The following is a 12,361-nucleotide window of genomic DNA, read 5'->3' on the forward strand; positions in this document are numbered from 1 at the left end:
AAGTTCGAAATATCAGCCAGATCGTGCGACACACCGGCGCAATTGGCAGATGGCCTCACGCAAACCCCTCTACCGTGTGAGGCGTGAGCAGCAGCGGCCTCATCTACGCAGTCATTGTCGGGGCCTGGGCCGCCTACTTGGTGCCGATGTGGCTCCGTAGGCAGGACGAGCTGAACGAGGCCCGTCCGACGGAACGCTTCAGCACCGCCATCCGGCTCCTGTCCGGACGGGCGGGTATGGAGCGCCGATACGCCAAGGACCTGCAGGCGCGCTCCACCGAAGAGGAGGAGCCCAGCGCCGGCCAACCAGACGCCACCGACTCGGTGGACGTCCGGGCCTTCGCCATGCCCCCGACCCGTCCGCAGGTACGCGCAGAGGTGCAGGCGCAGGCCCCGGCGCGTGCACAACCGGCGCGCGAACAGGCGCAGGCCCCGGCGTCCGCAGCGGGCCCCGCTCCGGCGCGCAAGCGGGTGCCCCCGGCCCGGCGCACACCCTCCGAGGAGGCAGCCGCAGCCCGCGCTCGGCGTACGAAGGCGCTCGCGCGCCGTCGGCGCACCACCGTGATGCTCTTCATCGCGTTCACGCTCGGCGCGGTCGTCGCCGCGGTCGGAGGGCTCGCGTTCCTCTGGGCGCCCGGCGTACCCGCCGTACTGCTCAGCGGCTACATCATGTACCTGCGCTCCCAGGAGCGACGCCGCTTCGCCTACCAGATGGACCGGCGCCGAGCCGAGGCCGCCGCGCAGCGCCTGCGGGAGCGCTCGCGCCAGCCGCGCCGGCGCGCGGCCGCCACCGAAGCGGACGCCGACGACCCGGACGAAGGACGAGGGCAGGAGACCGACCCCGGACTGTCCGCGCTCGCCGCCGACCGGCGCGCGCTCGTCGAGCAGACCGACCACGCCGAGTGGGTGGACCAGCAGCGCGAGCGGCAGCGCAGGCCCGGGCACGGGGACAGCTGGGACCCGGTGCCGGTGCCGCTGCCGACGTACGTGACCGCGCCGGTCGCTCCGCGGGCCACCTCGGACGTGGACCTCGGAGCGCCGGACGCCTGGAGCTCCGCGCGGTCGAGTTCCGTCGCCCGCGACCAGGAGGAGCAGGCTGCCTCCGAGGCCGAGCGGAGAGACGGCGCGGAGCCGGACGACGCCGCCTGCGAGGACGAGAAGGCGGACGGCGACGGGCGCAGTGACGCCCGCCGGGCGGCTTCCGCGCGGCGGGCACGAGAGCGTGGCCGTACCCCGTTGTTCGACCAGTACGAGGACGGCGACCGGCCGCGGGCCGCCAACGAGTAGCCCCCGCCCCACCTGTGCTGCTGTCCTCGGGCGGGCGGGAACGGATTTCCAAGCACCCTGATCGGGGTGCTAGAGTTTCACTCGTTGCAAGGGCCTGTGGCGCAGTCTGGTAGCGCACCTCGTTCGCATCGAGGGGGTCTGGGGTTCAAATCCCCACAGGTCCACCGCAACAACTGGTCAGGGAAACCTGGGGCAGTTGATGAGATCCCGTCCGATCGGTTGATCGGGCGGGATCTTTGTTTTGCTGACGTTCTGTCAGAGGGTCGCCTCCAGTGCACTGCGGCGCAGGGCTGCGGCCGCCGGCGGCAGTGCCGCGACGACGGCGAGGAGTGCGCACGCCGCTGTGGCGGTGCCGAGGGCCGGCCACGGGAGCCGGAGGGGGGTCCACACCGACTGCAGGGCCAGGGCGGTCCACAGGCCCAGCAGGTTCAGTACGGCCACCAGCAGGCCCAGCAGGGCGCCGACCGCCACGACCGTCAGGGACTCCGCGGTGATCAGGCGGAGGACCTGTGCTCGCGTGGCCCCGGTCAGACGCAGCGACGACAGCTCGGGCAGCCGGTCGGAGGTCGCCATGACGAGGGTGTTGACCAGCGAGATGCCGGTGTAGAGGAGGGCGATGCCCAGGACGAGGAGGAAGCCGAGGCGGGTCGTGCGGTCGCCGGGGGCCCAGATCCCCGAGGGGGCGGTGCTCCGTATCCACTGCCGCCGGGTGAGGACCTCGGCGTCCGTCCGGTCCGTGGTCGCCTTCAGGGCCGCTGCCACCCGGGGTGCGTCCGCGCCCTTCCGCAGCTTGACCTCCACCTGGTCGACGGGAGCGCGCGGGGCGTTGGCGGGGGTGACGTAGGCGCCGTTGTCGCCGGTGCCGACCGGCATCACGGCCGCGATCCGCAGGGACTTCCGGGTGCCGTCGTCGAGCCAGACGGTGACCCGGCGTCCGACCGTGTGCGTCTGCCACTCCTCGTTGACGATGATCGAGTCGTCGTCGAGGGCGGTGACGCGGCCGGCGGTCAGGGGCAGGCGCACCGTTCGCGCGAGCGCTCGAGGATCGGCGGCGCGGGCCTCGGACTTGATGAGGGCCACGCCGTCCTCGAGGACGTAGACGGCGCTCGACGCGGTGGGGGAGACCTCGGTGCCGGGGATCGTGCGCAGGTGGCGCAGGGTTGCGTTGTCGAAGCCGGCGGGCGATGTCAGGACGAAGTCGGCGGCGGTGCGGTGTCGCGTCTCGGTGGTCCTCGCCCCGTTCAGCGTCGCCGCGGCGCCGAGCAGTGAGCCCGTCAGAGCCACCGTGACCAGGACCGGAGCCGCCACGGCCGCCGTGCGGCGGACGCCTGCGGCGGCGTTCTCGCGCACCAGCATGCCGACCGCGCCGGGCAGCCGGGCGATCAGCCGGACGAGCGGGCGCACCAGGGCCGGGGAGAGCAGCGCCACCGCGGTGATCAGGAGCATGGGGCGGCTCACGTACGTCTTGCGGTGCAGCAGGTCGCCGGGGTCGGTCAGGAGGGCGAGCGCCGGCGTCGCCGCGGCCGTCGCGAGCAGGGCCGTACCGGACCAGAGGCGGCCTCTCGTCAGGGTTTCGCTGTCCACCGACGCCTCGCGCAGCGCCTCGGTCGGGGCGGTGCGGCCCGCTCGCCAGGACGCGGCCGTCGCCCCGCACAGGGACACCAGCAGGCCCGTCCAGAAGGCCGCGTGGTACGGCCAGGTGGGGGCGCCGATCGTGAACCAGGACGGGGCGAGGCCGCCGTCGACCACCCAGGACGCCAGATGCGGGGCGGCGTACGCGCCCAGCGCGCAGCCCGTGGCCGAGGCGAGCGTGCCGACCAGCAGCGCCTCCGCGCAGACCGTCCGGCGGATCTGGCCCGCAGTCGCGCCCGCCGTGCGCAGCAGCCCGAACTCGCGGCGCCGCTGGGCGACCGCGAAGGCGAACGTGGACGCCACGACGAACACCGACACGAAGCCGGTGACTCCGCCGGCCGTTCCGAACAGGGCGTTCAGCGCCGTGAGGGCTTCGCGGTCCCGGTCGGGATCGGCGTCCGCGAGCCGGCGTCCGACCCCCGTGAGCACCTCGGCGCCGGTGCCGACCACCCGCCGTACCGCCGCCGCGTCGGCGTCCACGACGAGCTGCGTGCTCAGCGGTGCGAGCCGGGCGGCGCGGGCGTCGGTGTAGAAGAGGGCGTTCTTGAAGGCGTGGTCGGCTGCTTCGGAGGTCCCGGCCCCCTCCACTTTCGCCATTCCGACCACTCGAACCAGCCCGCCGCCCGTGCGCAGGCGGCTTCCTACGGACGTCCAGTCGCCGGTGGCCACGACCTCGTCGGAGGCCTTGGGGGCGCGTCCCGCGGTCAGTTCGTAGGGGGCGTACGCCGCCGTCGACCAGGGGTGGCCGACCAGGTCGTGCGGTGCGCCCTCGGCCCGTACGGCGAAGGAGCGGTCCTCGGTGACCCGGCCCAGCCGGCGCAGGGCGGCGACGGTCTTCGCCGGTACCGGGCGTGGTTGCGCGAGCTTCTCGGTGCGGATGCCGGCGGCCGTCGGGACGCGCAGGGTGTCCTGCCCCCGCACCATCACCGGGGCCTGCGCGAACCGCTCCGGCCGGCGTTCGGGGGCGTCCGTTGAGGAGGCGAGGGCCAGGCCCATGACGGTGATCAGCGAGACGCCGAGCGCGAGCGCGACGAAGCTGCCCGCGAAGGTGACCCAGCGGGTGCGCAGGGTGCGGATCGCGATGCTCAGCACGGCACGGCCTCCAGGGTCGTCATGCGCCCCGCGATGCCGGCCGCCGAAGCCCCGGCCAGCTCGCCGTTGACCTGCCCGTCCACCAGGAACACCACCCGGTCCGCATACGAGGCCGCGACCGGATCGTGGGTCACCATCACGACCGTCCGGCCCTCCGCGTCGGTCATGGCGCGCAGCAGGGCGAGTACGTCCCTGCCGGTCCGGGTGTCGAGGGCGCCGGTCGGCTCGTCGCCGAACAGGACCTCGGGGCGGGTGATCAGGGCGCGGGCCAGAGCGACGCGCTGTTGCTGGCCGCCGGAGAGCTGGGTGGGGCGGTGGCGGGCCCGCGCGCCGAGACCGACCCGCTCCAGGACCTGGCGGACCTCCGCCCTCGGTACGCGGCGGCCGGCGAGACGGAGGGGGAGCGCCACGTTCTGTTCGGCGGTGAGGGAGGGGAGGAGGTTGAAGGACTGGAAGACGAAACCGATGCGTTCGCGGCGCAGGAGCGTGAGCTTGCGCTCGTTCAGGGCCGTCAGCTCGGTGTCGCCCATCAGGATCGAGCCCGACGTGGGGCGGTCCAGACCGGCCGCGCACTGCAGCAGAGTGGACTTGCCCGAGCCGGACGGGCCCATGACGGCCGTGAAGGTCCCGCGTGGGAAGGCGAGCGAGACGTCGTCGAGTGCTCTCACCCGGCTGTCGCCGGAGCCGAACTCCCGCCGTACCGCCCGTAGTTCGATCGCGTTGGTGGTCATCTGCCCTCGTTCCCCGTGTTGTTCGGTTTCGGTGGGAACACGAAACCGTGGGACGGGGCGGTGAATCAGTACGGCGGAGACGAGACTTGGGGTAGGGCCAGGCATACCCTCCGACCTCGCCCGGGACGTATGGCCCGGGGCCCCGCACCGCTTCTACCGTGATCGCCATGAACCTGTGGCAGGCGCTGGGCGGACGCGGATACCTGTGGTCGGTGTGGCCGTGGCGGGCGGTGGCGTTCCTGGGCAGCGGCGCCCTGTTCGGGGCGGTCGTCCTGGTGGTGACCGTCTGTGGGGCCGCGGCCGGGGGCGCGCTGGCCGTCGTACTCGTCGGGCTGCCGCTGCTGGTGCTGACCGCGCTGATCGGCATACCCGTGGCTGCCGTGGAGCGGTCGCGGCTGCGGCTGGTCGGGATGGGGGCGGTGGCCGGCGGACAGCACCGGGTGCCGGAGGCGCCGGGCCTCGGGGCCTGGCTGTCGGCGCGGCTGCGGGAGACGGCGACGTGGCGGGAGCTGGCGTACGCCCTGCTGCTCGGGGTGGTGCTGTGGCCGCTGGACGCGGTGGTCGTCGTCCTGGCCGCCGGGGTGCCACTGTCCATGGTCGCCGCGCCCGTGCTGGTCGGCGTCCAGGGCGAGGCGAAGGTGGTGAAGCTGTGGAGCGTGGACACGTGGGGCGGCGCGATCGGGGTCGCGTGCGCCGGAGTGGTGCTCCTGGGGGCAGGGGCGTATGCCCTCGGCGTGGTGGCCGGCGGGCGCGCCCAGCTCACCCGCGCGCTCGTCGGTGCACGGGACGACAACGAGCGGCTCACTGAACTCGTGCGCTCCCGGGCCCGGTTGGTCGACGCCTTCGAGGCGGAGCGGCGGCGCATCGAGCGGGACCTGCACGACGGCGCGCAGCAGCGGCTCGTCGCCCTCACCATGACGCTGGGCCTGGCCCGCCTCGACGCCCCGCCGGGACCGCTCGCCGGTCAACTGGCCAAGGCCCACGAGGAGGCCGGGCAGGCACTCGCGGAACTCCGGGAGCTCATCCACGGCATCCACCCCCAAGTGCTCGCCGACTACGGCCTCGAAGCCGCCGTGGCCGATGCCGCCGACCGCAGCCCGGTCCCCGTGAACCTGGACCTCGACCTGCCCCGGCTGCCCCAACCCGTCGAATCCGCCGCGTACTTCGTCGTCCGCGAGGCCCTCGCGAACATCGCGCGGCACAGCGGGGCCGGACGGGCCGAGGTCGGCGGCGGGTACGAGGGCGGACGGCTGGTCCTGCGGATCGGCGACGACGGACGCGGCGGCGCCGACCCCGACGGCGGCAGCGGGCTGACCGGACTCGCCGACCGGGTGTCGGTCCTCGATGGCAGACTCACCTTGTCCAGCCCACCGGGCGGACCGACCCTGCTGCGTGTGGAGATCCCTTGCCGGCCGACAGACCCCTCCGCATAGTCCTCGCCGAGGACAGCGTGCTGCTCAGGGAGGGACTGATCGCGCTCCTCAACCGCTTCCGGCACGAGGTGGTCGCCGCCGTCGGCGACGCGGACGCGCTGCTCGCCGCCGTCGCCGAGCACGAGCCGGACGTGGTCGTCACGGACGTCCGTATGCCGCCCGGCTTCCAGGACGAGGGGCTGCACGCGGCCGTACGGCTGCGCGAGGAGCGGCCCGGGCTGCCGGTAGTGGTGCTCAGCCAGTACGTGCAGCGGGCGTACGCCGCCGAACTCCTCGACTCCGGCGACGGGACCGGCGTCGGCTATCTGCTCAAGGACCGCGTGGGGCAGGTGGAGCAGTTCGTCGACGCCCTGCGCGAGGTCGCGGCCGGCGGCACGGTGGTCGACCCCCGGAAGTCGTACGGCAGCTGCTGCGCCGCCGCCGCGATCCGCTCGCGCGGCTCACCCCGCGGGAGCGGGAGGTGCTGGCGCTGATCGCGGAGGGGAAGTCGAACGGCGCGATCGCCCGGACGCTGGTCGTGTCCGAGGCGGCCGTCGGCAAGCACATCGGCTCCATCCTCACCAAGCTGGACCTGCCGCCGGCGGACGACGTCCACCGCCGCGTCCTCGCGGTGCTGGCCTACCTCCGGGGCTGAGCCTCACAGAGCCTTCGCGAAGCACCGGCTGTCCTCGTAGTGGCGGTAGTAGCCGAACTTCCCGCAGGGCTCGTACCCGCTGGACGTGTACAGGGCGATCGCCTCCGGCTGCTTCGCGCCGGTCTCCAGGACCATCCGCACCCGGCCGGCCGCGCGGGCGTCCTCCTCCAGGGCGGTCAGGACGAGGCGGGCGAGGCCGCGGCCCCGCGCCCCCTGCACCACGTACATCCGCTTGAGCTCGGCGTCCCCGTCGACGTTGCCCTCGTCGTTCGTGTCCTGGGAGCGCCAGCCGCCCGTGGCGAGGGGGCTGTCGTTCTCGTCGTACGCGATGAAGTACACGCCGTTCGGCGGCTCGAAGTCCGCCGGGTCCAGGACTGTGGCGTCCCCGCCGTCGCCGTAGCGCACGTGGTACTCCGCCTGGACCTCGTCGTTCAGCTTGACGGCGTCCGGGTGGTCGAAGGAGACCTGACGTATATTCATGTAGCTGACCGCACACCTATGCAAAGTGGGAATCTGGACTCGGTCCAGTGTGCCGGTATCGTTCCCGCGTGCTCACTGTGACCTCTGTCAATGTCAATGGACTGCGCGCCGCCGCGAAGAAGGGCTTCGTGGAGTGGCTCGCCGGCACCTCCGCCGATGTGCTCTGCCTGCAGGAGGTGCGCGCCGAGCCGCAGCAACTGCCCGAGCACGTGCGCACACCCGACGGCTGGCACGTGGTGCATGCGCCGGCCGCCGCCAAGGGGCGCGCCGGCGTCTCCCTCTACACCCGCCGCGAGCCCGACCGGATCCAGGTCGGCTTCGGGTCGGCCGAGTTCGAGACCAGCGGCCGGTACGTCGAGGTCGACCTCCCGGGCGTCACGGTCGCCTCCCTCTACCTCCCTTCCGGTGAGGTCGGCACCGAGCGGCAGGACGAGAAGGTCCGCTTCATGGACGAGTTCCTCGCGTACCTGAAGGACCTGCGCGAGCGGGCCGCCGCCGACGGCCGCGAGGTGGTCGTCGGCGGCGACTGGAACATCGCCCACCAGCAGGCCGACCTCAAGAACTGGCGCGGCAACACCAAGAACTCCGGCTTCCTGCCGGAGGAACGGGAGTGGCTGGGGCAGGTCTTCGACGCGGAGGACGGGGGGTACGTCGATGTCGTGCGGGCGCTGCATCCGGGGGTTGAGGGGCCGTATACGTGGTGGTCCTATCGGGGGCGGGCCTTCGACAACGATTCGGGATGGAGGATCGACTACCAGGTCTCCACACCCGGTCTCGCCGCCAAGGCCGTCAAGGCGTACGTCGAGCGGGCGGCCACGCATGACGAGCGGTGGTCGGACCATGCGCCGGTGACCGTGGTGTACGACCGCTAGTCGATCCTCTGGTCCGGCTTCCGCAACCGCCGGTCCAGCGCCAGTGACAGCTCCGCCTCCACCACGCTCCGGGCCAGGGGCCGCAGGCGCTGGAGGTCGTCCTCGGTGGTGTGGCGGAGGACCAGTTCGGCGAACATTTCCGCCATGGCGTCGACGTGTTCGCGGACTCGGGCGCCTGCCTTGAGGACCTCTGCGAGGGGGATGCCCTCGCGGACCAGGGCCGAGGAGACGTCGAGGAGGCGGCGGCTGATGTGGACGATCTCGTCGCCGTCGGTGCCCAGGTAGCCGAGGTCCAGGGCGGCCGCGAGGTTCTCGGGGGTGACCTCGCCCTCGAAGCGGGCGGCGAGTTCCTCCGGGGTCAGGCGGACCGGCTCCTCCTCGGTGGGGTCGGCGACGCCCAGGACGTCGGCGACGTCCCGGCCGTGGTCGAGGGCCTCCGCGAGTTCCGCGATGCCGGTGAGGGTGTGGCCGCGGTTCAGAAGCGCCGCGATCGTGCGCAGGCGGGCCAGGTGGTGGTCGTCGTACCAGGCGATGCGGCCCTCGCGGCGGGGCGGCGGGATCAGTTTGCGTTCGCGGTAGAAGCGCAGGGTGCGCACCGTGATGCCGGCCAGCCCGGCCAGCTCCTCCATGCGGTACTCGCGTCGTCCGTCTTCCCCTGCCACGTGGGCAGCCTATGTTGTACCGCCGGTAACTTTCTTTCCCCCTGTTCCGACCGACCCCTACCCATCGGTACGGAGCTGCTCTACGCTCCCACTGCGCCAGTGTTCACTGGCAGAGTCCGAAGAGCGAGGCGTGGAGGCTACGGGATGGCCGAGCACGAACATGTACGCGTGGCGGTGGTCGGATCCGGGTTCGGCGGGCTGGGGGCCGCCGTGCGGCTGCGGCGCGAGGGCGTCACCGACTTCGTCGTACTCGAACGGGCCGGGAGCGTGGGCGGCACCTGGCGCGACAACAGTTACCCCGGGTGCGCGTGCGACGTGCCGTCCCACCTGTACTCGTTCTCCTTCGCTCCCAACCCCGACTGGCCGCGCACCTTCTCCGGGCAGGGGCACATCCGGGAGTACCTGGAGCACGTCACGGACGTCTTCCGGCTGCGGCCGCACATTCGCTTCGACTCCGAAGTGAAGATGATGACGTGGGACACCGAGAAGCTTCGGTGGGAGATCGAGACCAGTAGTGGGCGGCTGTCCGCGGACATCGTCGTGTCCGCCACGGGGCCGTTGTCCGACCCGAAGGTCCCCGACATCCCGGGGCTCGACTCCTTTCCCGGCGAGGTCTTCCACTCCGCCCGCTGGGACCACGACCACGACCTGCGCGGCAAGCGGGTCGCGATGGTGGGGACGGGCGCGTCCGCCATCCAGATCGTGCCCGCCATCCAGCCCCAGGTCGGCCGTCTCACCCTCTTCCAGCGCACCCCGCCGTGGGTCATGCCGCGTATCGACCGCGCCATCAGCGGCGCCGAGCGGGCACTGCATCGCGCGCTGCCCTTCACCACGCAGGCCCGGCGCGGACTGCTGTGGGGGATGAGGGAGTTGCAGGTCCAGGCGTTCACCAAGCACCCCAACGAGCTCGGTTTCATCGAGCAGTTGGCCAAGCGCAACATGGCGCGGGCCATCAAGGACCCGGCCCTGCGCGCCAAGCTCACCCCCGACTACCGCATCGGCTGCAAGCGGATCCTGCTGAGCAGTGCGTACTATCCGGCGATCGCGCGGCCGAACGTCGACGTCGTCGCGAGCGGGTTGAGCGAGATCCGGGGCTCCACCGTCGTCGCCGCCGACGGGACCGAGGCCGAGGTCGACGTGATCGTCTTCGGTACGGGGTTCCACGTCACCGACATGCCGATCGCCGACCGGGTGGTGGGCGCGGAGGGCAGGACGCTGGCCGAGTCCTGGAAGGACGGGATGGAGTCCCTGCGGGGCGCCTCCGCGGCCGGGTTCCCCAACTGGATGACCATCATCGGGCCCAACACCGGGCTCGGGAACTCGTCGATGATCCTGATGATCGAGTCGCAGCTCAACTACATGGCCGACTTCGTACGGCAACTCGACGTCCTCGGCGGGCGGGCGGCCCTCGACGCCCGGCCGAGTGCGGTCGCCGCCTGGAACCACCGGGTGCAGGAGCGGATGAAGCGGACCGTGTGGAACACCGGCGGCTGCACCAGCTGGTACCTCGACGCGAGCGGGCGCAACACCACCATCTGGCCCGGTACGACGACCGAGTTCCGGCGGGCCACGCGGCGGGTGGATCTCGCGGAGTACGAACTCCTCCGCGCGCCCGCCCAGGAGAAACCCGTCCAGGAGAAACCCGCGCAAGAGAATCCTGCCCAGGACAAGCCCTCCCAGGAGACGGCGGAGGTGGACGCGTGAGTCGGCTCATGCACGTCTCCTCCGGGCCGTACGCCCCGCCCGCCCCCGCCCGTGAACTCGTCGCGGTCTCCGCCGACGGCGCCCGTCTGCACGTCGAGGTGCACGGGCCCGAGGGCGCGCCCGCCGTCGTCCTCGCCCACGGCTGGACCTGCTCCACCGCCTTCTGGGCCGCGCAGATACGGGACCTGGCCGCCGACCACCGCGTCATCGCCTACGACCAGCGCGGGCACGGGCGCAGTCCGGCGAGCCCGGCGTGCAGTACGGACGCCCTCGCCGACGACCTCGAAGCCGTACTGGAGGCGACCCTCGCGCCGGGCGAGAAGGCCGTGATCGCCGGGCACTCCATGGGCGGCATGACGGTGATGGCCGCCTCCCGCCGGCCCGGGTTCCAAGAGCATGCGGCGGCCGTGCTGTTGTGCAGTACGGGTTCGTCGCGGCTGGTCGCCGAGTCGACCGTCGTACCCCTCGGTGCCGGGCGGCTGCGGACCTGGCTGACCAGGCACATCCTCGGGGCGCGGGCGCCGCTCGGTCCGGTCACGCCCCTCGCCCGGCGGATCCTCAAGTACGGGACGATGGGGCCGGGTTCGGCGCCGCACATGGTGGAGGCGTGCGCGCGGATCGTGCACGCGTGTCCGCGCAAGGTGCGGTACGCCTGGGCGCATGTGCTCGCCCTGCTCGATCTCGACCACGGCGTACGGGAGTTGAGGGTGCCGACGGCTGTGGTGGTCGGTACGGCGGACCGGCTCACGCCTCCCGTGCAGGCGCGGGCACTGGTCGCCGCGCTGCCGAACTGCGTGGGCGACACCGAGCTGCCGGGGCTCGGCCATATGACGCCCGTAGAGGCGCCGGAGCTGGTCAGCGGCCGGATCCGGGAACTCGTGACGACGTACGCGACGAACGGGACGATCAAGGAGGGCGCATGAGCAGGGTCGGCCTCGAAGGACAGGTCGCCGTCGTGACCGGGGCGGCGCGCGGCGTAGGGGAGTTGCTCGCCCGCAAGTTGTCCGCGCGCGGTGCCAAGGTGGCGCTGGTCGGTCTCGAACCGGACGCCCTCAAGCAGGTCTCCGAGCGGCTGCACAGCGACAGCGACCACTGGTACGCCGACGTGACGGATCACGAGGCGATGGCCCGGGTGGCGCGGGAGGTCAAGGAGCGGTTCGGGAAGGTCGACATCGTCGTCGCCAACGCGGGTGTCGCGACCGGCGGTCCCTTCGTGGACTCCGATCCGGAGGCCTGGCGGCGGGTCATCGAGGTCAATCTCATCGGGTCCGCGGTGACCGCACGGGCGTTTTTGCCGGTGCTGATGGAGAGCCGGGGCTATCTGCTGCAGATCGCCTCGCTGGCCGCCATCACGCCGGCGCCCATGATGACCGCGTACTGCGCCTCCAAGTCCGGTGTGGAGGCGTACGCGCACAGCCTGCGGGCCGAGGTCGGCTACAAGGGCGTACGGGTCGGGGTCGGTTATCTGTCGTGGACCGACACGGACATGGTGCGCGGGGCCGATCAGGACGAGGTGATGCGGGAGTTGCGGCAGCGGCTGCCGTGGCCGTCCAACAAGACGTATCCGCTGGGGCCCGCGGTCGACCGGCTCGTCGCCGGGATCGAGCGCCGGTCGAGCCATGTGTACGGGCAGTGGTGGCTGCGCGGGATGCAGGGCGTGCGGGGGTATCTGCCGGGGCTGATCGGGACGGTGGGCCAGCGGGAGATGAAGCGGTTCGGAGCGCGGTTGGAGGGCATGCGTTCGGGGCTCGTCGGCGCAGGTGGGGCGGCGGACGAGGAGTCCCGCGCTACGCACCGTAGTTGATCGAAATGCGCGCTTTGTCGACCCGTGTGAA

At 72.3% G+C, this 12,361-nt stretch carries 10 protein-coding genes, 1 tRNA gene and 1 pseudogene; 8 read left to right on the top strand and 4 right to left on the bottom strand.

Annotation, left to right across the window (positions count from 1 at the left end; all coding sequences use genetic code 11):
- Window positions 1–83: 83 nt before the first annotated feature.
- Window positions 84–1,286: a gephyrin-like molybdotransferase receptor GlpR gene (glpR, locus tag OG303_RS28745; protein WP_405871939.1), complete on the top strand. Its 1,203-nt coding sequence runs from the start codon at window positions 84–86 to the stop codon at window positions 1,284–1,286.
- A gap of 90 nt (window positions 1,287–1,376) precedes the next feature.
- A tRNA-Ala gene (locus OG303_RS28750) sits at window positions 1,377–1,450 on the top strand.
- 91 nt (window positions 1,451–1,541) lie between these two features.
- Here OG303_RS28750 and OG303_RS28755 read toward each other — a convergent pair.
- Window positions 1,542–4,010: an ABC transporter permease gene (locus OG303_RS28755; protein ID WP_405871941.1), complete on the bottom strand. Its 2,469-nt coding sequence runs from the start codon at window positions 4,008–4,010 to the stop codon at window positions 1,542–1,544.
- Window positions 4,004–4,741, bottom strand: a complete 738-nt coding sequence (locus OG303_RS28760; protein ID WP_405871942.1) for an ABC transporter ATP-binding protein — start codon at window positions 4,739–4,741, stop codon at window positions 4,004–4,006. The genes OG303_RS28755 and OG303_RS28760 overlap by 7 nt, the downstream gene beginning before the upstream one ends.
- A 167-nt stretch (window positions 4,742–4,908) precedes the next feature.
- On the opposite strand from OG303_RS28760, the gene OG303_RS28765 reads away from it, so the two are divergent.
- Together OG303_RS28765 and OG303_RS28770 are read left to right on the top strand one after the other, a co-directional pair.
- A complete protein-coding gene (locus tag OG303_RS28765) occupies window positions 4,909–6,174 on the top strand; it encodes a sensor histidine kinase (protein ID WP_405871944.1) in 1,266 nt (421 codons plus the stop codon).
- Window positions 6,147–6,808: pseudogene (locus tag OG303_RS28770) on the top strand (response regulator). Before OG303_RS28765 ends, OG303_RS28770 begins: the two are co-directional and overlap by 28 nt.
- A 3-nt stretch (window positions 6,809–6,811) precedes the next feature.
- Here the strand turns inward: OG303_RS28770 and OG303_RS28775 are convergent.
- The gene (locus tag OG303_RS28775; protein WP_405871946.1) at window positions 6,812–7,288 is read right to left on the bottom strand and encodes a GNAT family N-acetyltransferase; all 477 of its coding nucleotides are present in this window, start codon (window positions 7,286–7,288) and stop codon (window positions 6,812–6,814) included.
- A 47-nt stretch (window positions 7,289–7,335) separates the two neighbouring features.
- Between OG303_RS28775 and OG303_RS28780 the strand changes: the two genes are divergently transcribed.
- The gene (locus OG303_RS28780; RefSeq protein WP_405871947.1) at window positions 7,336–8,160 is read left to right on the top strand and encodes an exodeoxyribonuclease III; all 825 of its coding nucleotides are present in this window, start codon (window positions 7,336–7,338) and stop codon (window positions 8,158–8,160) included.
- Here OG303_RS28780 and OG303_RS28785 read toward each other — a convergent pair.
- Window positions 8,157–8,789, bottom strand: coding sequence for a MerR family transcriptional regulator (locus tag OG303_RS28785; protein ID WP_405877530.1), 633 nt, complete (start codon window positions 8,787–8,789; stop codon window positions 8,157–8,159). The genes OG303_RS28780 and OG303_RS28785 overlap by 4 nt on opposite strands.
- A 177-nt stretch (window positions 8,790–8,966) precedes the next feature.
- Between OG303_RS28785 and OG303_RS28790 the strand changes: the two genes are divergently transcribed.
- Genes OG303_RS28790 through OG303_RS28800 form a run of 3 tightly spaced genes read left to right on the top strand, consistent with a single transcriptional unit; the run spans window position 8,967 to window position 12,330 of the window.
- Complete coding sequence (locus OG303_RS28790; RefSeq protein WP_405871949.1) at window positions 8,967–10,526, top strand: flavin-containing monooxygenase; 1,560 nt, start codon at window positions 8,967–8,969, stop codon at window positions 10,524–10,526.
- Window positions 10,523–11,449, top strand: coding sequence for an alpha/beta fold hydrolase (locus OG303_RS28795; protein ID WP_405871950.1), 927 nt, complete (start codon window positions 10,523–10,525; stop codon window positions 11,447–11,449). The genes OG303_RS28790 and OG303_RS28795 overlap by 4 nt, the downstream gene beginning before the upstream one ends.
- On the top strand, window positions 11,446–12,330 hold the full coding sequence (locus OG303_RS28800) for an SDR family oxidoreductase (protein ID WP_405871952.1): 885 nt from the start codon (window positions 11,446–11,448) through the stop codon (window positions 12,328–12,330). Before OG303_RS28795 ends, OG303_RS28800 begins: the two co-directional genes overlap by 4 nt.
- Window positions 12,331–12,361: the final 31 nt, after the last annotated feature.

Source organism: Streptomyces sp. NBC_00005 (assembly GCF_045160215.1).
Lineage (GTDB): Bacteria > Actinomycetota > Actinomycetes > Streptomycetales > Streptomycetaceae > Streptomyces.